General features: G+C 40.6%; 27 protein-coding genes and 1 riboswitch. Of the genes, 7 read left to right on the top strand and 20 right to left on the bottom strand.

The window, feature by feature from the left end; genetic code table 11:
• The 7 genes from NSQ11_RS05815 to NSQ11_RS05785 all read right to left on the bottom strand — a co-directional run bounded on the left by NSQ11_RS05815 (nucleotide 1) and on the right by NSQ11_RS05785 (nucleotide 6,470).
• Nucleotides 1-1,014, bottom strand: a complete 1,014-nt coding sequence (locus tag NSQ11_RS05815; protein WP_017359662.1) for a thiazole biosynthesis adenylyltransferase ThiF — start codon at nucleotides 1,012-1,014, stop codon at nucleotides 1-3.
• Entirely contained in the window at nucleotides 1,011-1,778 is a 768-nt protein-coding gene (locus tag NSQ11_RS05810; protein WP_007498979.1) for a thiazole synthase, read from the bottom strand. Before NSQ11_RS05810 ends, NSQ11_RS05815 begins: the two co-directional genes overlap by 4 nt.
• 4 nt (nucleotides 1,779-1,782) lie before the next feature.
• Nucleotides 1,783-1,986, bottom strand: a complete 204-nt coding sequence (gene thiS, locus NSQ11_RS05805) for a sulfur carrier protein ThiS (RefSeq protein WP_017359663.1) — start codon at nucleotides 1,984-1,986, stop codon at nucleotides 1,783-1,785.
• Nucleotides 1,983-3,095: a glycine oxidase ThiO gene (thiO, locus tag NSQ11_RS05800; RefSeq protein ID WP_060832244.1), complete on the bottom strand. Its 1,113-nt coding sequence runs from the start codon at nucleotides 3,093-3,095 to the stop codon at nucleotides 1,983-1,985. Before thiO ends, thiS begins: the two co-directional genes overlap by 4 nt.
• The gene (tenI, locus tag NSQ11_RS05795; RefSeq protein ID WP_060780969.1) at nucleotides 3,079-3,696 is read right to left on the bottom strand and encodes a thiazole tautomerase TenI; all 618 of its coding nucleotides are present in this window, start codon (nucleotides 3,694-3,696) and stop codon (nucleotides 3,079-3,081) included. Before tenI ends, thiO begins: the two co-directional genes overlap by 17 nt.
• Nucleotides 3,671-4,381 (bottom strand): thiaminase II, encoded by a 711-nt coding sequence (tenA, locus tag NSQ11_RS05790; protein ID WP_060832243.1) that lies wholly within the window; start codon nucleotides 4,379-4,381, stop codon nucleotides 3,671-3,673. Before tenA ends, tenI begins: the two co-directional genes overlap by 26 nt.
• 78 nt (nucleotides 4,382-4,459) lie before the next feature.
• Nucleotides 4,460-4,569: riboswitch (TPP riboswitch) on the bottom strand.
• A 53-nt stretch (nucleotides 4,570-4,622) separates the two neighbouring features.
• Complete coding sequence (locus tag NSQ11_RS05785; RefSeq protein WP_007498989.1) at nucleotides 4,623-6,470, bottom strand: monovalent cation:proton antiporter family protein; 1,848 nt, start codon at nucleotides 6,468-6,470, stop codon at nucleotides 4,623-4,625.
• Nucleotides 6,471-6,630: 160 nt separating this feature from the next.
• On the opposite strand from NSQ11_RS05785, the gene prpE reads away from it, so the two are divergent.
• Complete coding sequence (gene prpE / locus NSQ11_RS05780) at nucleotides 6,631-7,374, top strand: bis(5'-nucleosyl)-tetraphosphatase PrpE (protein WP_017367020.1); 744 nt, start codon at nucleotides 6,631-6,633, stop codon at nucleotides 7,372-7,374.
• A 40-nt stretch (nucleotides 7,375-7,414) separates the two neighbouring features.
• Here prpE and NSQ11_RS05775 read toward each other — a convergent pair whose 3' ends face one another.
• From NSQ11_RS05775 to NSQ11_RS05760, 4 genes are all read right to left on the bottom strand, one after another.
• Nucleotides 7,415-8,308 carry an RluA family pseudouridine synthase gene (locus NSQ11_RS05775; RefSeq protein WP_035700315.1) on the bottom strand — a complete coding sequence of 298 codons (894 nt, stop codon included), beginning with the start codon at nucleotides 8,306-8,308 and terminating at the stop codon, nucleotides 7,415-7,417.
• Nucleotides 8,309-8,325: 17 nt separating this feature from the next.
• Nucleotides 8,326-9,126 carry an NAD kinase gene (locus tag NSQ11_RS05770; protein ID WP_008355343.1) on the bottom strand — a complete coding sequence of 267 codons (801 nt, stop codon included), beginning with the start codon at nucleotides 9,124-9,126 and terminating at the stop codon, nucleotides 8,326-8,328.
• 65 nt (nucleotides 9,127-9,191) lie between these two features.
• Nucleotides 9,192-9,821, bottom strand: coding sequence for a GTP pyrophosphokinase family protein (locus NSQ11_RS05765; RefSeq protein WP_008348457.1), 630 nt, complete (start codon nucleotides 9,819-9,821; stop codon nucleotides 9,192-9,194).
• 33 nt (nucleotides 9,822-9,854) lie between these two features.
• On the bottom strand, nucleotides 9,855-10,220 hold the full coding sequence (locus NSQ11_RS05760) for a hypothetical protein (protein WP_008348459.1): 366 nt from the start codon (nucleotides 10,218-10,220) through the stop codon (nucleotides 9,855-9,857).
• A gap of 217 nt (nucleotides 10,221-10,437) precedes the next feature.
• Here NSQ11_RS05760 and NSQ11_RS05755 point away from each other — a divergent pair, with 217 nt between their 5' ends.
• The 5 genes from NSQ11_RS05755 (at nucleotide 10,438) to NSQ11_RS05735 (ending at nucleotide 13,857) form a co-directional block, all read left to right on the top strand.
• Nucleotides 10,438-11,013 carry a CYTH domain-containing protein gene (locus tag NSQ11_RS05755; protein WP_048001687.1) on the top strand — a complete coding sequence of 192 codons (576 nt, stop codon included), beginning with the start codon at nucleotides 10,438-10,440 and terminating at the stop codon, nucleotides 11,011-11,013.
• Nucleotides 11,014-11,038: 25 nt separating this feature from the next.
• The gene (locus NSQ11_RS05750) at nucleotides 11,039-11,803 is read left to right on the top strand and encodes a lytic transglycosylase domain-containing protein (protein ID WP_342501294.1); all 765 of its coding nucleotides are present in this window, start codon (nucleotides 11,039-11,041) and stop codon (nucleotides 11,801-11,803) included.
• A gap of 277 nt (nucleotides 11,804-12,080) precedes the next feature.
• Nucleotides 12,081-12,479 carry a thiol management oxidoreductase gene (locus NSQ11_RS05745; RefSeq protein WP_007499001.1) on the top strand — a complete coding sequence of 133 codons (399 nt, stop codon included), beginning with the start codon at nucleotides 12,081-12,083 and terminating at the stop codon, nucleotides 12,477-12,479.
• The gene (locus NSQ11_RS05740; RefSeq protein WP_007499002.1) at nucleotides 12,476-13,387 is read left to right on the top strand and encodes a ClpXP adapter SpxH family protein; all 912 of its coding nucleotides are present in this window, start codon (nucleotides 12,476-12,478) and stop codon (nucleotides 13,385-13,387) included. Before NSQ11_RS05745 ends, NSQ11_RS05740 begins: the two co-directional genes overlap by 4 nt.
• A 296-nt stretch (nucleotides 13,388-13,683) precedes the next feature.
• Nucleotides 13,684-13,857, top strand: a complete 174-nt coding sequence (locus NSQ11_RS05735; RefSeq protein ID WP_035392421.1) for a hypothetical protein — start codon at nucleotides 13,684-13,686, stop codon at nucleotides 13,855-13,857.
• A gap of 231 nt (nucleotides 13,858-14,088) precedes the next feature.
• On the opposite strand, the gene pepF is transcribed toward NSQ11_RS05735, so the two are convergent.
• The 4 genes from pepF to mecA form a co-directional block, all read right to left on the bottom strand.
• Nucleotides 14,089-15,915: an oligoendopeptidase F gene (gene pepF / locus NSQ11_RS05730; RefSeq protein ID WP_282706805.1), complete on the bottom strand. Its 1,827-nt coding sequence runs from the start codon at nucleotides 15,913-15,915 to the stop codon at nucleotides 14,089-14,091.
• A 214-nt stretch (nucleotides 15,916-16,129) separates the two neighbouring features.
• Nucleotides 16,130-17,290, bottom strand: a complete 1,161-nt coding sequence (locus NSQ11_RS05725; RefSeq protein ID WP_025207153.1) for a competence protein CoiA family protein — start codon at nucleotides 17,288-17,290, stop codon at nucleotides 16,130-16,132.
• Nucleotides 17,291-17,452: 162 nt separating this feature from the next.
• Nucleotides 17,453-18,973 (bottom strand): cardiolipin synthase, encoded by a 1,521-nt coding sequence (gene cls / locus NSQ11_RS05720; protein ID WP_008348473.1) that lies wholly within the window; start codon nucleotides 18,971-18,973, stop codon nucleotides 17,453-17,455.
• Nucleotides 18,974-19,058: 85 nt separating this feature from the next.
• The gene (mecA, locus tag NSQ11_RS05715) at nucleotides 19,059-19,724 is read right to left on the bottom strand and encodes an adaptor protein MecA (RefSeq protein ID WP_008348474.1); all 666 of its coding nucleotides are present in this window, start codon (nucleotides 19,722-19,724) and stop codon (nucleotides 19,059-19,061) included.
• 264 nt (nucleotides 19,725-19,988) lie between these two features.
• Here mecA and NSQ11_RS05710 point away from each other — a divergent pair, with 264 nt between their 5' ends.
• Nucleotides 19,989-20,654, top strand: coding sequence for a TerC family protein (locus NSQ11_RS05710; protein WP_007499010.1), 666 nt, complete (start codon nucleotides 19,989-19,991; stop codon nucleotides 20,652-20,654).
• A 40-nt stretch (nucleotides 20,655-20,694) separates the two neighbouring features.
• Here the strand turns inward: NSQ11_RS05710 and spxA are convergent, their stop codons facing one another.
• From spxA to NSQ11_RS05685, 5 genes are all read right to left on the bottom strand, one after another.
• Nucleotides 20,695-21,090, bottom strand: a complete 396-nt coding sequence (gene spxA / locus NSQ11_RS05705) for a transcriptional regulator SpxA (protein WP_003211421.1) — start codon at nucleotides 21,088-21,090, stop codon at nucleotides 20,695-20,697.
• Nucleotides 21,091-21,283: 193 nt separating this feature from the next.
• The gene (locus tag NSQ11_RS05700) at nucleotides 21,284-21,862 is read right to left on the bottom strand and encodes a GNAT family N-acetyltransferase (protein ID WP_024720065.1); all 579 of its coding nucleotides are present in this window, start codon (nucleotides 21,860-21,862) and stop codon (nucleotides 21,284-21,286) included.
• 137 nt (nucleotides 21,863-21,999) lie between these two features.
• The gene (locus NSQ11_RS05695) at nucleotides 22,000-22,287 is read right to left on the bottom strand and encodes a hypothetical protein (protein ID WP_025207152.1); all 288 of its coding nucleotides are present in this window, start codon (nucleotides 22,285-22,287) and stop codon (nucleotides 22,000-22,002) included.
• A 105-nt stretch (nucleotides 22,288-22,392) separates the two neighbouring features.
• Nucleotides 22,393-23,310, bottom strand: a complete 918-nt coding sequence (locus tag NSQ11_RS05690) for an ATP-binding cassette domain-containing protein (RefSeq protein ID WP_024720064.1) — start codon at nucleotides 23,308-23,310, stop codon at nucleotides 22,393-22,395.
• A 1-nt stretch (nucleotide 23,311) separates the two neighbouring features.
• Entirely contained in the window at nucleotides 23,312-24,400 is a 1,089-nt protein-coding gene (locus NSQ11_RS05685; RefSeq protein ID WP_089374143.1) for an ABC transporter ATP-binding protein, read from the bottom strand.
• Nucleotides 24,401-24,402 lie beyond the last annotated feature (2 nt).

Raw genomic sequence — 24,402 nt, 5'->3', positions numbered from 1 at the left:
TTAGCCAATCCATTGATGATAAATCGTTCTCGCTTTCGCAATATCATTTGTCCCATGTACAAGCGCTCTGCCATCTTTGAATAAAACAAGCTTGTACTCATCCTTCTGACACGAAAGCAAATAAGGATTTTCCAGCACATCCATTCCTGCTTTCTTTAGCTGACGTGCTACTTCATGCAGCGCCGGGGGTGCCCCTAGTGCACTGCGAATTTGTACGGTATTTCGTCCACACAATACATCTGCTTTTGCTCTTTGATCATATGAGAGAAATGGATATGTCTTAAGACCGCAGCTTGGACATTGTTTCTTTTTTAAAGACGTAACGGATCGAATATCAGATCGCTCGTTTGTCCATAAATCAAACGATCTTAATACCGGTGTGATGTGGTGTCCTGTTAAAAGCTTCAGTGCATCCGCCACTTGATAGGCCGCAACCTGCTGCACTACTGGACTAATAATTCCTGCTGTATCACATGTCATGCCTTGTGCAGGTAAATGCTCAAGCAGGCAGTGTAAACAAGGTGTTTCACCAGGAATCACTGTGAATTGAATACCATAGCTTGCTACACAGGCCCCGTAAAGGAACGGAATTTGATGTTTGACGGCCGCATCGTTCGCAATCATTCTCACCTCAAAATTATCCGCTGCATCCACGATGATGGATGCCCCGCTGACGTACTCATCAATATTTTGAGCGGTCACGTCAATGACGATGCCTCTCACATGAACGTCACTGTTCACCTGCTTGAGTCTTTTCTCAGCAGCCACAGCCTTTGGCAACCGATCAAGAACATCTTGTTCTGTGTATAGCTGCTGACGCTGCAGGTTGCTCCATTCAATATAATCTCTATCCAAAATGGTGACAGATCCTACGCCGGCACGGACGAGCATTTCAGCACTCGCTGTTCCAAGTGCCCCAGCCCCAATAATGACGGCCTTTGAGGCATGTAGCCGTTTTTGTCCTTCTGTTCCAATCGGCCTAAAAAGCTCTTGGCGTGAATAACGTGTGCTCAAAATGCTGGCATTCCTTCCTGCGGGCTGCTGGCTGTTCCATAGTTTTTGAGTGGAATACGGCCTGCCTCGAAACCGAGTCTTCCAGATTCAATCGCCAGCTTCATCGCTTTAGCCATTTTCACAGGGTCCTTTGCGCCAGACACGGCTGTATTCAGTAATACAGCATCAGCGCCCAATTCCATCGCATAAGCAGCATCCTTCGGAGAACCTACACCCGCATCAATAATAACTGGCACCTTTGCCTGTTCGATAATAAACGATAGATTCAGAGGGTTTAAAAGTCCTTGACCTGATCCAATTGGAGAAGCACCTGGCATAATGGCATGGACACCAAGTTCTTCTAATTTCCTTGCCAGCACCACATCATCTGACGTATATGGCAGCACGATAAAGCCTTCTTCTAATAGCATTTCAGATGCTTTTAACGTTTCGACTGGATCTGGCAGAAGAGACCTTGAACAGCCAATGACTTCTACTTTGATCATGTCACACAGTCCAGAAGCTTTCGCTAAACGAGCAATCCTCACCGCTTCTTCCGCTGTACTTGCCCCTGCAGTATTTGGCAGCAATGTATAGGCTGATAAATCGAGCTGCTCTAAAAAATTGGGCTGTGATGGTTCAAATATGTTCATTCTTCGCACAGCAAAGGTCAAAATTTCAGCTTCTGATACGTTGACCGCCTCTTTTTGAACTTCAAATGATGGATACTTTCCTGTCCCTAGTAATAGTCTTGATGTAAATGTTTTTCCGCCAATGCGCAGCATGGTGTCATCCTCCTCCTACAAAGTGAACGATTTCAATCGTGTCATTTGGTTGAATTTTTACCTGTTGAAAGGCTTCTTTATCTATAATTTCATGATTTTTTTCAACGATTACCACTCGGTTTTCAAGTTGATAGGCTGATAGCAGATCAAAAACCGTGCCATTTTCCTTATCGAAATCAACCATTCTTCCATTCAATTGAATTTTCATACGAACAATGCCTCCTTTCGCCCAATCCGAAACGCATGAAGCCATTCCTTGTGAACAGACTCGCCTACTATCAAGCGGCGAATGATTTCCCCCGTAATTGGCGCAAGTAAAATGCCATTTCGATAATGTCCCGTTGCAAAAAGAATACGCTCGTCTTCCGGATGTTTTCCGATATAGGGGTGCCGGTCGCTTGTCGCTGGCCGAAGACCTGCCCAGCATTGATCAATCGGCATCTCTCGAATAGAAGGCATGAGCTGAGATGCTTTGTGAATAACTTCTTCAATACCACCAAGTGTCGGAACGGCCTGCCAGTCATTCGGTTTCATCGTTGCACCAATCACTAGCTTACCGCTATCCCTTTGAACGATATAACAATGATCATGATAGATGGTGTGTGCAAGCGCTGGACCGTTATTCCAAACAGACACGCATTCTCCTTTTACTGGATAGAGAGAATGTGATAACCCCAGTTCTTCTAAAAAACGGCCTGACCATACACCACTTGCTACAGTCAGATGATCACATGTGAAGCTGCCTTTAGCTGTACTGACTGTCAATGTTTCTTTTCCCCTCTTTACATCAATAACGGGGGTAAACTCCTTCACATCCGCTCCATGCCGAACAGCCGCCTGCCAAAAAGCCCTGCATACCGCATATGGCTCAACATGTACATCATCTACTATCAAGCCTGCTCCTACAATGTCATCTGCTATTTGAGGCATACGTTCTTTTACGCTGCTTGCTTCAAGCCATTCAAATGTGGGCAAATGCTGCATCCGGCAAAGCGCACGCTTTTCTTGTTCTGTAAAAGCCACCTTCATAATCCCGCCCACTGATGTCCGAATATCAATGCCCGATTCATGCTGAAGGTCGACCGTTAATTTTTCATATAAAGCCTGACTTTGTCTGCCTACTTGAAAGAAAATATCTTCATCACCTTCTCCTTCAGCATGTGCACCCAGCATGCCAGCAGCCGCACTCGTCGTTTGCTTCCCGATCTCATTTGCCTCAAATAAGACAATCTGCTTTCCTGCTTTTGCAAGGTGATAAGCGATCGACATCCCTATGATTCCACCACCAATGATTGCAACATCATAATGCTTGTTCATAAGGATTCTCCTTTCGCTTTTTAGAAAATGTTTGCGCCATTTTGCGCGGCTGAGGATGAGCAAAAATCCCCGACATGACGGCTATTCCCTTTAAATCAACATGCATCAATTCTGGCAGTCGTTCTGGTGTGATTCCACCAATGACAACGACTGGAATGGACAGCGTAGAAGTCATTTCCTCCACAACCTTTATGCCTCTCGCCTGAAGTCCGGGTTTGCATGCGGTATCATACACATGTCCAAACATGACATACTCTGCCCCGTTCTTCTCTGCTGCTCTGGCTTCTTCTATCGAATGAACCGATACCCCCGCATGGAGGTGAGGAAATTTTTGTCTTAATTCCTTTGGCGAAAAGCTGTGTCCAGGAAGATGAACCCGGTGAATATTGGTCAGCAGCGCAACGTCAACTCGGTCATTGATAATCAGCTTTTCTTTCGGAACACCTTCTGCTAGAAGTTGTTTCACGAGGTGAACCAACTCACCTGCTGCCTTCGATCGTTCACGAATATGAATAAAGTCTACTTCAGACGCAATGTCTTTTATTTGCTTGATGAGCTCCCTGACAGGAAGCGTATCATTTGTCACTGCGTGGAGCTCCATTTGCACCAACCCCATCTAAGCATGCTGTCTGCCACATTTCTTTTTCATACGCCATCTCCCAGAAATGGTATTCGTAATAGCTTGAAATCACGAAATTTTCTTTCATATTAGCCCGCACATGTTCTGGCGCTTTTTCTGCAAGTTCATCAAAACGGTTCACCTGTTCAAAAACAAGCTCTTTAAACCAATCCCCGCCATATGTCAAAATCCATTCTTGATAAATCGGATGGTCAGGTGTTGTTTGTTTCAGTTTTTCTCCTACCTCATAATAAAGCCAGTAGCACGGCAATAATGCGGCTAAAATTTCTTCAAAACGACCGCTTTTCACAGATCGGTACATATGCGAGGTATATGCATACGCAGTTGGAGAAGGTTTAAAGTTTGCCAGCGCTTCATCAGAGATCTGGAGCAGTTCTGTGAACTTTCTATGCAGTGATAGCTCTGCTTCATACGTACCCTGCGCATGATATGCCATTCTGCCTGTCGTATGTAAGTCCTCACTAATGGCGGCTCCATACGACTGTACTTTTGCAAAATGAGTTAAATAGTACGAATCCTGCATCACATAATAAGTGAAACGATCGAGTGAAAGTGTGCCATCACCAATCCCTTTCACAAAAGGGTGTGTAAAGCTCCCATTCCACCATCTAGCTGCTGCTTCTTTACATTCGTTCGAAAATGTCATGTTCCTCTCCTCCTGTTTTTCCATATAAAAAAACCACTTTCCGCGTGGAAAGTGGTTTGGAATTTGTAAAAAGCATAGTCAAACACCGCACCACTTCCCTACGCAGGTATGAACCTGTTCAGGTAATGAGGGTCTAAAAGTCTACACTTTTATCTCAGCCCTTTTAAAGGACTCCCCTAGTGGATCAAACATATATTGTTGTACCTCTATCTTAATCAGGATTTGTTCATCGGTCAAGGGTTCATTGCAACTCTAATTGGGCTCTAAGTCCTGCCACATACTCCCGGGAGCCAGACACAAGCACGCGGTCACCGCTTCTAAGCGTCGTATCCCCATGCGGTACTAAGCTGTCAATTCCTCTAAAAATACGGACAAACACCAAATCGCCGGTAAAAGGAAATTCCCTCAGCATGACATTATGATACCGATGATTGTTCATTTGAATTTGATACAAAGAAGAATCCTCATTTGTTAACAAGCGAATCGCATCAGGTGCTTCAATCAATGCCCTCAGCACCGTTTTAGATGATAAGAAATTAGAAAAGGTATCGATCCCTGCTTCCTTTAAAGTCAGCTCGGCTTCCGCTTTGTTAACACTTGCAATGACTTGTTTAGACCCTTCTTCTTTTGCAAATAAAGCAATTTCCTTATTTTTCGTTTCACTGCCTGTAGCCACAACGAGCACATCCTCTTGCCCGATGCCAGCCTGCCTGAGCGTATCATCGTCATATTGTTCAATCGCTTCAACTTCAAAGATGGAGTCAGCAAGCAAGGCTTCTTTATTTTCCTGAAAGACGTGCAAAATACGGATGTCATATTCATCCTGATGTAAATCAAGCGTCACAGGTAACGTCAGCTGATTCGCTCCAATAAACGTCACACGCTTTTTATGATTGGTTTCACGTTCTTGTTTAAATAACGCCTTAAACCAAACAGGCGTTAAAACACTCGTGAGCACAGCGACTAAAATAAGGGCTCCTGACATTTTATGATCAATGACACCAAGCCGCTCACCAATCGTTGCAGCAGCAATGACAAGGGATAACGTCGAGGTTAATAAAAAACCAGAACCAATGACTTTTTTCATGTCATACCATTTTTTTAAATAAAGAATCGGAACGAGTTTACTAAGCAATAATGCGATAAACAGTAGCGGAATCATGATCATGATGGTTGGATCTTTAAAGAGTGACCATATATTCAGGTCCACACCGACCATCACAAAAAAGATCGGAATTAAAAAGCCATAGCCAAACGAGTCCAGCTGCTGTACGAGCTCTTTATTAGGCGAGAGAAGAGACACAAGCACACCTGCTAAAAAAGCCCCAAGAATATTTTCAGCACCGAGTGATTCAGATAAGGCAACTAAGACTATAATGAGAGTAAAGATGGCTCTTGTCCCAATTTGCACCGTTCCTTTTGACATGGACTGAAAAATGGACTTTGTCTTAAATACCCGGCCAAATAAATAAAGAAGAATACCTGCCGCAAATAATAATAAGAGCAACCACATGTTCCCTGTTCCATCGCCATAAATGGAGGAAAACACAGCAAGTAAAATCATTGTCACCAAATCAGCAATGACGGCTACAAGCAAAATGATTTGACCAATATTCGTCTGCATCAACTTTTCTTCTTTTAAGGTAGGAACTACCACACCCAATGAGATGGTGGAAATAATAAGCGTCATTAAAAAGGCATTTTGAATAAATCCTGCAAGGACAAACGCATAAGACAGGATAAAGGACATACAAAATACGCCAACAAAAATAATGGTTGCTGTTTTAAATGTATTCGGTTCTTTTAATCCATTTGGTAGTTCTCGCGCTTTCTTCTTTGATTCAAAAGAAGAAAAATCTATTTCAAGTCCACTTAAAAACATAAGAAAAATAAAACCTAGCATGGATAACGTATCTAGCCATGCGTCATGTTCAACAACTAGTTGAAGACCGCTTTTTCCAATGATGAGCCCCATGATGATTTCAGCGACAACGACCGGGATGGTCAGCTTAAATCGGTGCAATAAAATGGGGGTGAAAAAGGCTACAATAATAACGACAACGAGTGATGAAACAGATGTATGCTCCATTAGCTAAAGCCTCCTAACATTCATGTTTAATTTTTAAGTTTTACGTTAAAGCATTGATTCTAACAATTGCCCAAATGAAATGAAAGCCATTCGTTATATTTTCTAAAATTCAAACTTCTTTATATCCGATAAATGGATGAAAAAATCAGGAGGAACCTTTATGAAATTCGATATCATCGGCGATATCCACGGCTGCTACGAAGAGCTGCTTACCCTCATACACAAACTAGGATACGAACTCAAACATGGACTACCTGTCCACCCTGATAAGAGAACACTAGCCCTTGTTGGTGATTTAACAGACCGCGGCCCTCGATCAGTTGCCGTCATGCAATTTGTCATACACGCCTATTCTAAGGGCGCCATCCGCTATGTGCCTGGCAACCATTGTTTTAAGCTGTATCGCTATTTGAAAGGAAATCCCGTAAAATTACTGCATGGCATTGAAACAACGGTAAACGAAATCAAAAACCTGCCGCATGATGAACAAACCATTTTATCACGTGAATTTAAACATTTATTTGAAAAGGCACCGCTTTATGATGTACTGATTCCGAATGAACTGATCATTGCACACGCAGCGATGAAGGAAAAGGATATTGGCAAAAAACCGAACAAACAGATGAGGTCTTATCTATTATTTGGAGCAGTCACCGGAGAAACATGGCCAGACGGTCGACCTGTCAGGAAGGACTGGGCAAAGGAATATCACGGAAAACCATGGATTGTGTACGGGCATACACCCGTAAAAGAACCAAGATTTATCGGTAGAACGGTTAATATTGATACAGGCTGCGTCTTTGGCCACCAGCTCTCTGCTCTTAGATACCCAGAACTTGAGACAGTATCTGTTCCTTCATCTATGCCATATGATGATTCAAGGTTTCAGCATTTCACGCAATAAAAAACCCGGTCCACCATGACAGGTGACCGGGTTTACTTGTTTACTGAAGCAATAATGTCATATCATCCGGCAAAGGAGCCGAAAAGGTCATGGACTCCCCTGTCATCGGATGCGGAAAAACAAGGGTTTCACTATGAAGTGCCTGCCTGCCTATTCTCTCGCTTGTTCCACCATATAGCGTATCTCCAACAAGCGGATGACCAAGGAATTGCATGTGAACACGAATTTGATGAGTTCTTCCCGTTTCAAGGGTGAGGGACACATCAGACATGTCTAAATGAGTATGTACCGCCCGCACTGTATAATGTGTTACGGCTTCCTGACCAGACTCATCTACCATTCGTTCAATAATGCTGTCCCCTTTTCGAGCAATTTTTGCTCTAATTGTTCCTTCCTTTTGCGTGATCATGCCATGTGTCATGGCTCTATACGTTCGCTTGACTTCCCCTTTTTTCTGCGCCTTTGATAAAAGGCTGTGTGCAAAGCGATGTTTAGCGACTAACATGACACCAGAAGTATCACGATCAAGACGGTTCACCAAGTGGACAGTCAGCCGAACGGACTGCTCAGCATAATGGTGAAGCAGTCCATTTGCAATACTATGCTCAGGGTGCTCTCGAGAAGGAATCGATGGGATATACGGCTTTTTATTCAGCACAAGCACGTGCTCGTCCTCAAATAAAATATCAAGTGGAATGGCCGAAGGTTTTAGCCCTTCACTCACTTTTTCCTCGGGGAATAAAATGGTGAGCCTGTCTCCCTCGCGCAGCTCATATCTCACGGTCACATGCTCTCCATTAATCAGAAGGTCACCGCCATCAAATTTAATATCTGTCAGCATTCTTTTTGAAATGCCAAGATCGATTAAGTAGTCCTTCAGCAGCCTGCCTTCTTCTTTGGCTGATATGGTTTTGTTTATCTTAAAGTATTCCAGCGAGAACAACCTCTTTCTTATTCTCCTTTGCCGATAAAGGAATCTTGCACCCTTTTCCAAAACGGAAATGGTCTAAATCGGGCAAACCGGACATTCTCGTCTGCCACTCGGCATTGAATGGATTTCACATCTTTATGCAGCAGCGACAAATGATCTATCGTCACCTGAAAATCCACATCATTAATCGGTTTGATCACACACGTATGGTGGTCCGGCAAAATGAGCGGCGAACCGACCGTTCTAAACACTCTGTTGTTGATTGAAGCCATTTCTGCCAGCTGGATCGCCCTAATGGATGGGTGAATAATAGCCCCGCCAAGTGCCTTATTATAGGCTGTACTGCCAGATGGTGTAGACAAACAAAGACCGTCTCCTCTGAATGTTTCAAAAAGCTGACCCCTAATCTCAACATCTGCCACAAGTGTACCTTCCATACTTTTAATCGTACATTCATTCATTGCTAAATATTTTTCTTCCCTGCCCCCATCGTTGTACCTGACGATGACTTCAAGAATCGGATATTCCACAATATGATAAGGCGTTTTGGCAATGGCTAACACAAGCTTTTCAATTTCACTCGGGACCCAGTCCGCATAAAAACCAAGATGGCCTGTATGTACGCCGACAAAAGCGGTTTCGTTCAGACGGTTGCTATACCGGTGAAAAGCGTATAAAAGGGTTCCGTCTCCGCCAACTGTAATGACGAGATCGGGTTCCTCTTCATTTAATTCCATTCCAAAATCCAATAAGTAGGTCTGTATTTTATTTTTAAGTGTGTCAGATACAGAATTCCCTTTCGAAGAAACTGCAAATTTCATGAATTCTTCTCCTTTTCCACCTTGCTGCGACGAGAAAGCAGCATCATATTTGATCAAGCTTAGGCTCAGCTATCGTTTTTCTTTTTCCGGGAAAATGCCACTTGCGCTTCTTGAATTTCCCCTCTGATTTCAGACATCTCATCATCAAGAAGAGATGCTGCCTCAGAAGCTCTTTGAAGGCGCTGCTTGACCTTCTCCGGGATATTCCCGCTATATTTATAATTCAGAGAATGCTCGATGGTCGCCCAAAAATTCATGGCTAATGTACGGATTTGGATTTCGACGAGGAGCTGCTTCTCTCCATTGATCGTTTGCAGCGGATATAACACAACAAGGTGGTACGAGCGGTATCCGCTTTCTTTATGTTCTGCAATGTAGTCGCGTTTATCTACAACCACGAAATCTTTTCGTGACTGAAGCATTTTCTTGACGACTTGTATATCTTCTACAAATTGGCACATAATGCGAAGCCCTGCAATATCCTGCATCGTTTCAATCTCATGCATCGGGATGTTTTTACGCTTTGCCTTTTCCAATATGCTGGCAACGGGTTTCACTCGGCCAGTGACAAATTCTACTGGTGAATGGTCATCCTCAAATTCATACAGTTTTCGAATGCCTTTTAGTTTCACTTTTAATTCTTCGACTGCTTGCTTATATGGTGCGAGGAATTGATCCCATTGTTTTTTGTCCATGAAACTTCCCCCAATTCCAAATACCTAATTATTTCAGAGGAATGTGCTCTTCACTTTCTCTTCCATATCTCCGTAATTGGCATTGTCTTTAATATTGTCGATTAAATAGTTTAATTCCTGATGAAGTTGAATGAGTTCTAGCGTTTGCTCTTCCGCCGCCAAATAGACAGGGATTTCACGATTCATTGCTTCTTTTAATGGAGCCCATGTATGTTCTCCTAAAATAAGATACGTAAAAGACTCCTCAGTCTCAAGTATGTAAACGAACGCAAAGTGATCAGAATCAACAAGCATTTGTCCTGATGCTTTTGCTTTTTGAATTTGCTCATCTGACTGGACCGTCAAGATCAGCCTGTCTTCTTTTAAAGTTGCTTCTGTGATTTCAATTCTGTTTTGCATCATGATCTCCTTTACAACAAAGTACAGCTTTATTTTATCATATCAAGTTCAATATTGATAAACCGAACTTTTTGAGAAAATTTGATTTCTCCATTTCGTTGTTCATTTTGCCTCATTTAGCATCTATATACGTTTCTTTTTAAGGAATAAATAAGAAAAAAAGAAGCTTTTCATGTACAATAATCATATTTCCTCTAAATGAAAGGTTGATGTCAAAATGGCACAGGAAATTGAGATAGAACTAAAACAATTATTAATGAAAAAAGAATTTGAACAGCTAAAAGAATATTTTCAATTAAAGGACGAGGACTTCCTCACTCAAACCAACTATTATTTTGATACACCTCAATTTGATATAAAATCCAAATTTGCTGCATTACGAATGAGAGAAAAAGGTGGGCAGTGGGTCCTCACATTAAAGGAACCTCATGAGATCGGCCTTCTGGAAACCCACCAAACGATCGATCCTCCCGCTAGTCTTGAACATTTCCAACTGCCAGAAGGTGAAGTGGCAGACAGATTAGTACACCTTCACATCCAAAAGGATCAAATCGTGTATTTTGGTTCACTGGAAACGTCAAGAGCAGAAAAAATGATCAAAGAAGGCTTAATTGTTTTGGATCACAGCCGATATTTAACAGTAGAGGACTATGAACTTGAATTTGAAGTGAGCGATTTAGACATTGGACAAGCCGCTTTTACAGCATTGCTTCAGCAATTTCAGATCCCACCAAGACACACGAAAAACAAAGTCGTACGCTTTTATGAAGAAAAAATGAAAACAAAAGAATAGATGAATTCCTTGAAGGAGGAACATGATGAACGTCAATCAACTTCAATCCTTTATGCAGCTTCAAGCACTCAAAACGTTACAATCTGATAATGGACAAACACAACTCACAGCTGGACAAGAATCAAGCGCTGAGACTTCATTCCAGTCGCTGTTGCAAGATTTTTTAGGCGGATCAGAATTATCTCGTCTCCCGCTTTCCATTTCTGCTTTCATGGGATCGGACCCATCAACGTCTCCGAACACGCAATATGCACGCATGAACCCATATTTATCTGCGATAGCAGGCAGTGAACAGCTTCAATCTCAGTCTCTTTATGCAAATGACAGCCAATTGAATACCGCAAATGGTATTGGAAACGTCTTAAATAACAGCTATACACCGCCGCTTCAAAAAGCTGTTTCAGGCTCTTCATCAAAAGGGATTAATCAGATCGTCTCACAAATGGCTCAAAAGCACGGAGTTCCAGAAAAGCTGATCCACGCAGTGATCAAGCAAGAATCCGGTTATCGCACGAATGCTGTCAGCCATGCAGGTGCACTTGGACTGATGCAGCTTATGCCGTCTACTGCTAAATCACTTGGCGTGAACAATGCCTTTGATGCAGCCCAAAACATTGAAGGCGGAACGAAGTATTTAAAACAAATGCTGCAAAAATATAATGGAAATGTCTCACTTGCCTTAGCCGCTTATAACGCAGGCTCAGGGAATGTAGATAAGTACGGAGGCATTCCTCCATTTAAAGAAACACAAAATTATGTAAAGAAAATCACAGCTCAATATTTCGCCTAAACCGAAGAGAATAACCTCTTCGGTTTTTTGTATGTCGCTTTTCACCCTTTTTTGACTGAATGTGTTATGATATGGTCAATTGAACACGGAACCTGTCTCCCTCACTATTCCCAAAGGACCAAAGCGGTTTGTTTGTGGAATTGAGTAGAGGTTGTTAAAATAAGTATACAAGAATAGAAACAACAAAATAGAACAAACTGAATATCACTTTTGAAATACATGAAATTCGCAATAGGGTGAGCCATCCTATTAGCTACGAGTTAAAGGAGTAGTCAACATGGTACAATCGTTTAACGCACCTTACGAAGCGGTTGGAGAGGAACTTCTATCGCAACTTGTTGATACTTTTTATGAAAATGTAAAGTGTCATCCTTTGCTTCATCCTATTTTCCCGGATGACTTAAAAGAAACAGCAAGAAAACAAAAACAGTTCTTAACTCAATATTTAGGCGGACCGCCGCTTTATACTGAGGAGCATGGTCACCCAATGCTACGGGCGAGACATCTCCCTTTTCCGATTACTGAGGAGCGGGCGGACGCATGGCTTGAATGCATGGAGGATGCAATGGATCAAGTAGGACTAACCGGCGATATTCGTGACTTTTTATTTGAGCGACTGTCTTTGACGGCTCGTCACATGGTCAACCAAATACCTGAAAAGGACGGACGATCTTGAGCTGCAATCCGCATGAGCAATATTTCTCACATTGTCACGGACATCCTCAAAAGCCGATTGAAATCTATGTATTCATTGATCCTCTCAGCCCAGACTGCTGGTTATTAGAGCCATCAATTAAAAAGTTGAAAATGAAATATGGCCGTTTCTTCACTTTACGAACGGTTACAAGTTCTAGTATTAATGCTTTGAACCGCAAAAGAAAAAAACATTTGCTAACCGAAGCGTGGGGGAAATTTGCCACGAAAACTCAGACCAAAAAAGAACAAATGCTGTCTGAACAAATTGTGACATCACCTTATCTCGCCTCTCTTGCATTAAAAGCAGCTGAACTTCAAGGCAGAAAATGTGGAATGAAATTTTTACGACTCATTCAAGAATCGCTTTTTTGCCATCAGCAGGACGTCACCAGTGAACAAGTCTTGCTAGAAAATGCAAAAACGGCTGGACTGGACATTGAAGAGTTCCAGCGAGATATCCATTCTCAAAGTGCTGTCAAAGCGCTTCAATGTGATATGAAAATCGCAGCTGAAATGGATGTGTCTGAGCTTCCCACTTTCGCCTTTTTTAATACGATTAATGGTGAAGAAGGATTAAAGATTTCAGGTGCATATTCTTACGATATTTACGAGGAAATTCTCTTTGAAATGATTGGCGAAAAACCAACACCTTCAGAACGACCGCCAATTGAATGGTTTATCGCTTACTTTCAATTTGCATCAGCAAAAGAAATTGCCGTTGTATATGACCTGACCCTTGAAGAAGTTGAACGCGAGATGAAAAAGCTCGCATTCGCTAAAAAGGTAGAACGTGTACAAGTACATCAAGAAATGTTTTGGCGTTATACAGAAGGAGACAATCATTCAGATCTTGATGTCTACCGCTGTGAGAATGAACATGGGTGCTGACCCATGTTTTTTTCTTTACCCCCAAAAGAACACTTGTTCTATTTATAAGTACGAAGAAACCGCGCCGGGATAAGCGCGGTTTCACTATGTCTTAACGACAACAAAGGGGATGGGAGAAATTTTTCACGGTCAAACAAAGGGGTAATGTTTGTATGTGATTAATTTCACATCTGTAGTATATCAAATTTTGTCGACTTATGACAACCGATATACTATATGTTCATATTTTTGTCACAAAACATAAGAGGACTGTCACTTTCATATAGTGAAAGTAACAAAAAAATGGGGGGATCTGCATGCGCAGCACAACCATTGGACTTGTTGCCATTGGCTTATGTTTCTGTTTAAATATATTAGGCTTAATGAAGATGCTGCCTCTTTACCTGACATCTCCACTCCTATTCGCTTCCATTCTCTTTACACTCTATCGAATGAATTACCGAAAAACCTTCAAAGGTTTTAAATCGTAATCATTGAATGTACAAACCTCGTTCATATAGACGAGGTCTAGCGTGTAGGCAAACCCTCGCATTCGGTGTCAGTCCTGCGTGCAAAGGTTTTCTATCGCGCTAAAAAGAAGTCAAAGGGCTAAAATCAAGTTCATTTTAGCCCTTTGTCAACAATCTGGTCTTTTTTATTTCAAGAAAAAACTCCTGCCAAAAGGTGAGTTTGCACTCACACATCTGACAGAAGTCTTCTCGTTACTCACCAGTCTTTGAGATGAGCTCTTCCATTTCCTTTAATTTTTCTTCAAACAATTGACATGCTGCCTCAATTGGTTCTTTTGATGCCATATCTACACCAGCTTTTTTCAGCACGTTAATTGGATAGTCAGAGCTTCCTGCTTTAAGGAAGTCTGTATAGCGCTCCACTGCAGGTTTCCCTTCTTCTAAAATTTGTTTACTTAATGCCTGAGCCGCACTATAGCCTGTCGCATATTGATACACATAATAGTTGTAATAGAAATGCGGAATTCGCGTCCATTCTAATCCGATTTCCTTATCCACAACCATACCGTCGCCAAAATACTTCTTATTCAGGTCGTAATACAGGTTCGTCATGAACTCTGGCGTTAGTGCCTCCCCTTCTTGCGCTTTCACATGAATCAGGTGCTCGAACTCTGCAAACATCGTTTGTCTGAATACCGTCCCTCTAAATCCTTCTAACAAGTGATTGAGCACATACAAGCGCTGCTTTTTGTCCTCTAAATGATTGAGTAAGTATTCACCTAGTAATGCTTCATTTGTTGTAGAAGCCACTTCTGCTACAAAAATGCTGTAGTTTCCGTACGGATATGGCTGATGCTTTCTTGTATAGTAGCTATGAACAGAGTGACCAAATTCATGAGCTAGCGTAAATAAATTATCAATATTATTTTGCCAGTTCATTAAGATATAAGGGTTCGTGCCATAGCTTCCAGAAGAATACGCGCCGCTTCGTTTCCCTTTATTCTCATAAACGTCTACCCAGCGATTTTCGAGTCCCTCTTTTAATACCGAAACATATTCTTCTCCTAATGGCGCTAACCCTTTCAGCATATAATCCTTTGCTTCATCATAGGTCAGCTTCATGCCAGCATCTTTTACTAATGGTGTATACAAGTCATAATTGTGCACTTCATCAAGCTTTAATACCTTTTTACGCAATTCAATGTAGCGATGTAATAACGGTAAATATTGATGAACTGTATCAATTAGATTGTCATACACTTCTTCAGGAATACTATTTCGTGATAACGCTGCTTCTCTTGCCGATTTGTAATGACGTACTTTCGCATAAAAATTATCCTTTTTAATCGAGCCGCTGAGTGTAGACGCCAAAGTATTCTTATACTGATCATACGTTTTATAAACGGCTTTAAAAGCATTCTTTCTCACTTCACGATCATCACTGTTTAAAAAGGTAATGAAGTTGCCATGAGTAATTTTCTTTTCTTCTCCATTTTCATCCTTAACAGAAGGGAACGAAATATCTGCATTATTAAACATACTAAACGTAGTGGATGATGTTGATAAAGGCTCAGAGGCTTCAGCTAATAAAGCTTCTTGCTCTTCACTTAAAATATGCGGACGCTCTTTATTAATTTCTTCGAGAGCGTGAGAATAAAGTTTTAATTCTTCTTTTTCCAATATAAATTGCTGCAGCTTATCTTCTTGAATAGATAAAATTTCCGGAACAATATAGGCAGATGTACTAGACAGCTGTGTAAATAAATTGGATGCTTTATCATTTAAAGCCTGAAATGATGAATTTGTTGTATCTTCATCGTATTTCATGTGCGCATATGTATAAAGCTTGCCAAGCTTTTCAGAAAGTTGATCCTGAAATGTTAGGGCTTCATACAAGACATCAGCAGAATGGGCCAGCTTGCCTTTAAATTGGGCGAGCTTCGGAATTTCTTTTTTTACAGCTTCGAATTCCTTATTCCAAGAATCGACACTTTCAAAAATATCTTCAAGGCGCCATTTGTTTTCTTCTTTTACTTCGCTTCTGTCTGGTAAATGATTGTTGTTATTTTGTGAAGTCATATGAATCCCCCTTGCATGAGTTGTGTTGAACCAACCTTTCGGAAAGTGAAAGAAATTGGTATTGTATTTATCTTCTTTGTTTTGAACTATGTTTGTCAAATCATATGCAGAAATAAATACCAAACAAACTAAAAAAATGAGAAAAAAGCGTTTCTTTCTATTCAATAGCAGCACCACCTTTTTCTTATCATGATCAAAGTGGGCATGAAACATGCTAATGAAATAAGAAAGCATCTCGTTTTATCGCTTCATCTGCTGTTCGTATAGGCTTTTGATTCGACGTTACTTGATAATTACCCTCTTTCGTCATGTATAAAAACCCTAGTTTCACAAGCGCCCGTACATATGAAATAATCACCTCTTTGATTTCTTCTATTGTGACATTGGCATATCGGAGCTTCACTTCTTTATTCTGGACACATCGCTCAATTTCTTTTAAAAGAAGATGAATGGTCACTTGTTCTTTTCCCTTTCTAACCATCCAATCATAAAGACATCCTTGCCACACATAAACAGGGCTTGAAAAGATATATGCTTCTGTCAGGGGGATAAATAATTCTGTCGGTAGAAATGGCCATGCTGTTTGATGATGCTCATAAAATATGGTTCTTAAACGCTTGCTTTCATTTGCTAAAATGCGGGGTGGTCGCTCCCTAAATTGCCGAATACACTTGAGCCACTCTTTATACAATTGATGATTGCTCGAGGAAACAGATAAGAGTGCTGATAGTTGGCGATAAGCTGAAGGCGGTCTAACGGTCATTGAGGCACATATTTTCGTTGGCTGAAACACGAGAAGTTGATCTAGGTGGATGAATCTATTTTGAATCGGACAATAAAAAATGAGTCTCCTATTCTTTGACTGCCTTAAAATTCCCCAATGAATGGAGGAGAATGAAAAGAGCTGGCCAGCCATTCGTTTTAAACGATTCGCCCCTATGATCCATATAGGATAGAGCCCCGCAGCACGGAGACCTTCCGTTCGTTTATGTAGCTCTTTCCACGAAATATTTGCACATTGAAATTCGATGGCATAGCTTTTATTTTCTATGGCAACGGTCACATCAGGGCGCTGCTGAATGTTTGAAACATATTTCTCTAGTAACGGCTCATATCCAAGCTGCGTGAGCCAATCCTTAAGAGCCATTTTCCCTGCCTGATGATAAGCTGTTTCACCGGTGGACGCTAATGGACATGCCGAGAGCTGTTTATGTGCAAAATGATGGACACGATGCTCACCTAGCTTTAATAGAACCTCCTGCCTACATTCAGGACAGTAAAATTTGCACGTAGCTCTTACATGCTCTAGCCGCCTTTTAGTCAGATGTTGTGTGATGCGAATCAGCTTGCCATTCTCCATGATTGCTGCATTCATATATTTCGCCCCTTGCTCTTTGATGACCGTATTATAGCTTTTTCTCTCATCAGGAAGCGAATATCGAAAATGAATTTTTATCGTATCAAAACACGATTTTAACCTACTTTCCCTTAGTAAAATAAAAAATCCCCCTTTTAGAAAAGGGGGAAAATACAATTTTTATAAAAGAGGTGATAACAATCTTGCTGTTGATTCAAACAGCCTCACCCTCAAAGGCCTCTTCGCAAATTCTTCTGGAACAATTTCATGTGACTGCTCTAAGTCACCTAAGAAGTCGTTGACCAGCTTCTCTGTGCTTTTTGTTTTGTAGAGGAAAGCATTCACTTCAAAGTTCAGATGAAAACTTCTCATATCCATATTTGCTGTACCAATTGATGCTAGCTCACTATCCACAATGATAAACTTACTATGCATAAAGCCTTGATCATATTCATATACCTTCGCACCTGCTTCTAAAAGTTCGGGGAAGTATGAACGGGACGCATGAAATACGATGCGTTTATCTGGATTTTTCGGCGCAATGATTCGCACATCGACTCCGCTCAAAGCTGCAATTTTCAGTGCGGACAAAATATCATCATCAGGTACAAAATAAGGTGAAGCAATCCAAATTGATTTTTTGGCGGAGATAATCATGGAGAAAAAGAGATTTTTAATGACTTCCCACTGTTTATCAGGACCACCAGCAATCATTTGTACGCCTTCTGCTCGACTCTCCATATGACTGAAATCTTTAAAATAATCCACACCCGAACATCTTTCATTGGTCATGTAATACCAATCCTGCATAAAAATCTGCTGCAAATCACGAACGGCCTCACCTTTAATCATCAGGTGCGTATCACGCCAAAATCCATATTGTCTGCTTCTGCCCATATATTCGTCCCCAATGTTAAGTCCGCCGACAAATCCTACTTCTCCATCAATCACCACGATTTTCCGGTGATTTCGGAAATTGATTTTATTATTTAATAAGGGCAGTCTCACTGGTAAAAACGGAACGATCTGCACGCCAGCCTTTTCTAAGTCAGCAATATATTGACGGGAAAGTTTTAGGCTGCCTACATCGTCATATAAAAAGCGGACAATCACACCACTTTTTGCTTTCTCGATTAAAATGTCCTTTAATTCTTGTCCCAGATCATCATGACGGAGAATATAATATTCTAGGTGAATGTGATGTGTTGCTTTTTTGATTTCTTCAAAAATATGAGAGAACGTTTCTTCTCCATTGGTCAGAACTTTAGAGGATGTGCGATACGTAATAGGGGTATGTCCAAGTCTGTGGGCCAGTTTAAATAAGAGCTGCTGATGGTCACCCATATGAGTCATTTTTTCAATCGCTTCTCTGTGGATACGTTCATCTTCCTGGACAAGCTGTTCGTCTAGTACCGCTTTCTTTTCAAAAAGTCTGCGCTTTTTAATATTGCGTCCAAAGAAAATATAAAACAAAAACCCGAAAAGCGGAAAGCTCCCAAGCAGCACAAGCCACGTAATCGTTTGAGAGGGGTTTCTGTTTTCTAAGAAAATGACAAACCCGATGAAGATAATCGATAAAGTGAATAGAACACTGACAGAACTTAATACACTTACCGCTAGATCACCGGCAAAAATTTGGATAATCAAATAAGCACCTATTGTAATGATAAGAAAAAATAGAACTTTGACTACATTTCTCATTTCATTTTCTCCTTGCCGATCACTTTGTTTACTTTTTCATTCAGATAAAAAAGTCGATTCCTCTATAGAAATCGACTTTTGGTTGTTACGAGAAGTGCTGTTGAATCGTTTCAAGCGCATTCTCTTTGACAATCAGCTGACCGTATTCTTGCAGTCTGTAGATGCTGACCACTGATTCATGAGCATATTCAAGCAGAATACTAAGCTTATTCTCCACCTGCTCATCTGACAAATCCTCGTGGAAGTCAACATATAGATAATAACGGTTTTCAAACGAATATAAACTTGTCGTAAAATCCTGCATATTTAATTGAGAAAGTGCAATCAAATCTTCAAAATCATCCATTTTCAATACGAACTGAAGTTGAAGTTTTTTGTCCTTCTCATTATGATCTTCTTGATCTTGCTCTTCTTTATGAAAATCATCAAGCAGAGCATCTAAACTTTCTTCATCTGTTTGATCTTTTTTATCTTCTGGAATCGGCAATTCGAGCTTTTGTCCATCTTTAGAAAGTTGGGCTTTTGTCACGACAATTTCAAGACCTTTATCAAGTGCCTGTACTTGAATCCAAAGTGGTCCCTCTACTGCAAATTCTTCTTCTTCGTGCACTTCGTCCATCACTTCCCAGAACAGCTCTTCACTGCGCTCACGATTATACCAAATCTCTTCACGGTCAAAACCGCGATCTTCAATATCACCGTAGGAAATATAAAATTTGACTGTATGTTCATTTATTCTTTCGATTTCCATTTTGCCAACCTTCCCTTCTATATAAGATGTTGAAGGGACATACAAGCTCCCAATTAATAGTACTTTACTACACTTTACCCGTTCCGTCTACATGTTAACCATTTAAAGAAATGAGGTATTGCTGTGTACTGTCTATTTTATGATAAAACATGAATAAAAGAAATAAAAACGCATTTTTTGCAGAGAAAACTTGCAGAAACATATATTTGAATTGTCCTCATATATTGGTTGTACGAGCTATTTTAGTGAAATGAGGTGAACTGGATGGAAACAGAGTGGATCGTATCCTTACTGATGATTATTGGCATAGACCTCATACTAGGAGGAGATAATGCATTAATCATTGCGATGGCCAGTCGAAGCTTATCAAATGAAAAACGAAACAAAGCCATATGGATCGGCACACTTTTGGCAGTGCTGATGAGAATCACCATGACTGGTGCTGCCGTTTATTTATTGACCATCCCCTATTTGCAATTTATCGGCGGTCTCTTTCTCCTTTATATAGGATACAATTTGTTAATTGAACAAAAGAAAGAATCCATTCGGATTAAAAGCAGCGGCTCCCTTTGGCGTGCTGTTCAGACCATCGTGATTGCAGATCTTTTTATGTCACTTGATAATGTGATCGCTGTTGCAGGGGCAGCTAAAGGGAACATGGTGCTCACTGCCTTTGGCTTAATGATTTCAGTCCCGATTATTATTTGGGGGAGTAAACTGATTCATGCAGCACTAACCAAGTTTCCGATTCTTTTATACGGAGGGAGTGCACTTTTAGCTTTTACTGGCGGAGAAATGATTGTCCGTGATGTAAAACTGAATGAATTTATGGCGCAGCATACAACACTTGAATTGTTGCTTCCCTTTTTAACCGTCGCAACCGTTATTTTAGCTAGTCTCTTTTACGAACAAACGGCTGAAAATAAATAAAAAAAGCTGCCAAATGATCGGCAGCTTTTCGTGTTCTCTATTAGTTAGCAAGTCGCTGAGCTTCTCGAAGTTGGAATGTACGAACCGTTCTAGGAAGGAAACGTCTAATTTCATCTTCGTTGTACCCAACTTGCAGTCTTTTTTCATCCAAAATAATTGGACGTCTTAGAAGACCAGGGTGCTCATTGATTAGTTTATACAATTGTTGAAGCGGCATTGTCTCAACATTTACATTTAGTTTTTGGAATACTTTAGAACGTGTTGAGATAATTTCATCTGTACCATCTTCCGTCATACGAAGAATCTCTTTGATTTCATCGATTGAAAGAGGCTCAGAAAAGATATTTCTCTCTTGGTATGGAATATTGTGCTCTTCTAACCACGCTCTTGCTTTTCTACATGATGTACAGCTTGGTGATGTGTATAATGTTACCATAAATCTTCACTCCTCAATTTGTAGAATGAATATTGATCTGTATTCTTAAATTAAAATTGTTCTAAATAAGTAATCTTTATAGTGATTATACTATAAAAAAGTAAGTGTGAACAGATTTTCTTGCAATTTTTGTGACAAAAACTAGACAATTTCATTCTTTTTGTGCTGATGTTTGAAGTCTGAACATTCTCATTTAGTCGAGATGATCGAAAATATTTTTTTGTTTTCTATTTTCAACGAGCTTCAGCACATCATCAACATCCTCATACGATTGTCCATACCATTCTTCGTCTTTATACGTATGGATTCTTTCGTACGTCTTTCTCATGGCCTCCATCATTTCTTCCTCATTATCTGTACGAGGCGACCAATAAAGAATTTCCATGCGGTTCACTTCATTCGTTGCAAGTGACCTGCGTTTATAACCAATTGATTCAGCATGCTTGAAGTGCTCTCTCTGATAAAACTTTAGGCGTTTTGCAGTATCTGCATCATCTTCATCTACAGGCTCGACCTCAAGCAAGATCGGTTTTCTTTTTTCCTTCAGCTTATGAATGAGCTTTGAGCCGAGGCCTTCACCTCTTGCATCCTTGGAAACAAATAAATAATCAATAAAGATGAAAGAATCAAATTCAGCGTACATCATTACATGATGAGGCCCTTCTTCTTTATGATAAATATCACTTCTTTCCTTTAATAAAGCTTCCATATGCTCTTTTGACTTCATTTCTTCTATCGGGAAGTATTCACTGAGCTTTTCATACCAATTCATGGATCCGCTCCTTATGATGTAGTTAAGAACCACTTCCTTATCTATTCCCGATTTCCTGCTATTTAAACGCCTGTACTAGTAAGACGCAACAATGCCTTTGGTGGTTTCACTTTTTTTCAAGAGAAAACAAAAAAGTTTTATATCGAACGATTCATGAGCATTTGAAAGCAAGCAAACAAAAGAAGTGTCATGGCGATCTGAAACATGATGAAATAAAGGTACTTCATACGCCGGACTTCTTCCTTCTGTTTATTCGTGCGCCGATACACAGCAAATTCAACCGAAAACGAAATGATGCAAATGAGCACTAAAAATGCGATCATCCACTTTCCTCCATTTGGTTCCGTTAAAAAAGATATTGAAAAAAGCATCGTGACGATAAAAAAGTGAAGACATGAATAGCGAAACGTCTTCCATAACAACATTTGATTTCCTCCTGGTTTACTCATTTTACATAAAAATTACCATCAACTTGTTTTTTTGTAAAATAAAAAAAGAAGCACTGATATCGCAGTGCTTCTTATCTGTTCTTATTGTTTTGCTTTGATCTCTTTGAATTCTTCCTCAGTACAGCTGACAAAGTGACCTGGCTTCACTTCACGAAATTCCGTATTTGTTCCTTTATGAACAGATGGATCGTATTTAATCCGTTTGCGGTTACGTTCATAATCAGGATCTGGAAGCGGAATCGCAGATAGTAATGATTTTGTATATGGATGAAGCGGGTTTTCATATAATTCATTCGCTGGTGCCAGCTCAACCAATTTCCCAAAATACATCACACCGATACGATCGCTAATGTATTTCACCATGGAAAGGTCATGGGCAATGAATAAATACGTTAAGCCCTTTTCTTCTTGCAATTCTTTCATTAAGTTGACGACCTGCGCTTGGATCGACACATCTAGTGCAGAGATTGGCTCATCGGCAATGATGAAATCCGGCTCAACAGCTAACGCACGAGCAATCCCAATACGCTGCCTTTGACCGCCTGAGAATTCATGCGGGTATCTATTCGCATGCTCTTTATTCAAACCAACCGTTTCAAGCAATTGATACACACGGTCTTTACGTGCTTGCTTTGTTTTCGCAAGGCCATGAATGTCAATACCTTCTGCAATGATATCAAGCACTGTCATTCTAGGGTTAAGTGAAGCATATGGGTCTTGGAAAATCATCTGCATTTGGCGGTTAAATTCAAGCATTTTTTGTCTTGATTTCTTTCCGTGTACGCTTTCTCCCTTATAGAGAACTTCGCCATCTGTCGCATCATAAAGTCTTATGATCGAACGGCCAGTTGTCGACTTTCCACATCCAGATTCACCTACAAGTCCAAGTGTTTCACCTTTATAAATATCAAATGAGACACCATCAACTGCTTTTACAGTTCCTCTTGCTGTATGGAAATGCTGCTTTAAATTTTTAATTTCTAACAGTTTTTCTGCCATGCTATTCACCCTCTTTTACTAATACAGGTTTTTCGTAGCTACCTTCTAGTTCACGCATTCTCGCCTTTACGGAAGCAGGCGGTTCAACTTTAGGGGCATTCGGATGAAGTAGCCATGATTTCACATAATGCGTATCTGATACTTTGAACATTGGTGGTTCTTGTTCAAAGTCAATTTTCATTGCATAATCGCTCCGGAGTGCAAATGCATCTCCTTTCGGCGGGTTTGTTAAATCTGGTGGTGTTCCTGGAATCGCCGTTAGTTTCCCTTCAGCTCCTCCATCAGTGTCTAGGCTTGGCATAGATGCTAAAAGTCCCCATGTATATGGATGTTTCGGATTGTAGAAAATTTCATCAACAGTCCCTGTCTCCACAATCTGTCCAGCATACATAACGGCTACACGATCAGCAACATTGGCCACAACACCTAGATCATGGGTAATAAAGATAATAGATGTTTCGACTTTTTGCTGAATTTCTTTCATTAATTCTAAGATTTGCGCCTGAATGGTTACATCAAGTGCAGTCGTTGGCTCATCAGCAATCAATAGCTTTGGATCGGCTGCAAGTGCCATCGCGATGACAACCCTTTGTCTCATCCCGCCACTAAATTCATGCGGATATTGTTTGATTCTTTTTTCAGGCATTGGAATCCCAACAAGCTCTAAAAGTTCAATGGCTCTTTTTTCAGCCGCTTCTTTTGAGATTTGTTCATGCTTGAAAAGTACTTCTGTAATTTGTTTCCCGACCTTCATGGTTGGGTTCAAAGAAGTCATCGGATCTTGGAAGATCATCGAAATGTCTTTTCCTCGAATGGTTTGCATTTGCTTTTCCGTTTTCTTGACAATATCCTGCCCATCAAATAAAATCTCTCCGCGCTTGAAATAACCTGGCGGCATCGGGATTAATCTCATGATGGCCTGTGATGTTACACTTTTTCCAGAACCAGATTCACCTACAATAGCAAGTGTCTCGCCTTTATTTAAGTGGAAGTTCACACCACGAATGGCTTGAACCTCTCCACCATATGTTTTAAATGAGATTGCAAGGTCTTTCACCTCTAGAATACGTTCACGTTCCATCCTAATCACTC

Origin of the sequence: Bacillus sp. FSL W7-1582 (assembly GCF_038593325.1) — a bacterium.
GTDB lineage: Bacteria > Bacillota > Bacilli > Bacillales > Bacillaceae > Bacillus > Bacillus altitudinis.
This window is presented reverse-complemented; position numbering and strand designations above follow the sequence as displayed.

What these genes read in the sequence shown, in the direction of transcription:
- thiO (WP_060832244.1), bottom strand. Translation starts at nt 3,095, where the DNA reads ATGAACAAGCATTATGATGTTGCAATCATTGGTGGTGGAATCATAGGG.
- mecA (WP_008348474.1), bottom strand. Translation starts at nt 19,724, where the DNA reads ATGGAAATCGAAAGAATAAATGAACATACAGTCAAATTTTATATTTCC.
- tenI (WP_060780969.1), bottom strand. Translation starts at nt 3,696, where the DNA reads ATGGAGCTCCACGCAGTGACAAATGATACGCTTCCTGTCAGGGAGCTC.
- prpE (WP_017367020.1), top strand. Translation starts at nt 6,631, where the DNA reads ATGAAATTCGATATCATCGGCGATATCCACGGCTGCTACGAAGAGCTG.
- cls (WP_008348473.1), bottom strand. Translation starts at nt 18,973, where the DNA reads ATGAGAAATGTAGTCAAAGTTCTATTTTTTCTTATCATTACAATAGGT.
- NSQ11_RS05735 (WP_035392421.1), top strand. Translation starts at nt 13,684, where the DNA reads ATGCGCAGCACAACCATTGGACTTGTTGCCATTGGCTTATGTTTCTGT.
- NSQ11_RS05690 (WP_024720064.1), bottom strand. Translation starts at nt 23,310, where the DNA reads ATGGCAGAAAAACTGTTAGAAATTAAAAATTTAAAGCAGCATTTCCAT.
- thiS (WP_017359663.1), bottom strand. Translation starts at nt 1,986, where the DNA reads ATGAAAATTCAATTGAATGGAAGAATGGTTGATTTCGATAAGGAAAAT.
- NSQ11_RS05710 (WP_007499010.1), top strand. Translation starts at nt 19,989, where the DNA reads ATGGAAACAGAGTGGATCGTATCCTTACTGATGATTATTGGCATAGAC.
- NSQ11_RS05770 (WP_008355343.1), bottom strand. Translation starts at nt 9,126, where the DNA reads ATGAAATTTGCAGTTTCTTCGAAAGGGAATTCTGTATCTGACACACTT.
- NSQ11_RS05745 (WP_007499001.1), top strand. Translation starts at nt 12,081, where the DNA reads ATGGTACAATCGTTTAACGCACCTTACGAAGCGGTTGGAGAGGAACTT.
- tenA (WP_060832243.1), bottom strand. Translation starts at nt 4,381, where the DNA reads ATGACATTTTCGAACGAATGTAAAGAAGCAGCAGCTAGATGGTGGAAT.
- NSQ11_RS05765 (WP_008348457.1), bottom strand. Translation starts at nt 9,821, where the DNA reads ATGGACAAAAAACAATGGGATCAATTCCTCGCACCATATAAGCAAGCA.
- NSQ11_RS05810 (WP_007498979.1), bottom strand. Translation starts at nt 1,778, where the DNA reads ATGCTGCGCATTGGCGGAAAAACATTTACATCAAGACTATTACTAGGG.
- NSQ11_RS05750 (WP_342501294.1), top strand. Translation starts at nt 11,039, where the DNA reads ATGAACGTCAATCAACTTCAATCCTTTATGCAGCTTCAAGCACTCAAA.
- NSQ11_RS05760 (WP_008348459.1), bottom strand. Translation starts at nt 10,220, where the DNA reads ATGCAAAACAGAATTGAAATCACAGAAGCAACTTTAAAAGAAGACAGG.
- NSQ11_RS05755 (WP_048001687.1), top strand. Translation starts at nt 10,438, where the DNA reads ATGGCACAGGAAATTGAGATAGAACTAAAACAATTATTAATGAAAAAA.
- pepF (WP_282706805.1), bottom strand. Translation starts at nt 15,915, where the DNA reads ATGACTTCACAAAATAACAACAATCATTTACCAGACAGAAGCGAAGTA.
- NSQ11_RS05725 (WP_025207153.1), bottom strand. Translation starts at nt 17,290, where the DNA reads ATGAATGCAGCAATCATGGAGAATGGCAAGCTGATTCGCATCACACAA.
- NSQ11_RS05695 (WP_025207152.1), bottom strand. Translation starts at nt 22,287, where the DNA reads ATGTTGTTATGGAAGACGTTTCGCTATTCATGTCTTCACTTTTTTATC.
- NSQ11_RS05700 (WP_024720065.1), bottom strand. Translation starts at nt 21,862, where the DNA reads ATGAATTGGTATGAAAAGCTCAGTGAATACTTCCCGATAGAAGAAATG.
- NSQ11_RS05785 (WP_007498989.1), bottom strand. Translation starts at nt 6,470, where the DNA reads ATGGAGCATACATCTGTTTCATCACTCGTTGTCGTTATTATTGTAGCC.
- spxA (WP_003211421.1), bottom strand. Translation starts at nt 21,090, where the DNA reads ATGGTAACATTATACACATCACCAAGCTGTACATCATGTAGAAAAGCA.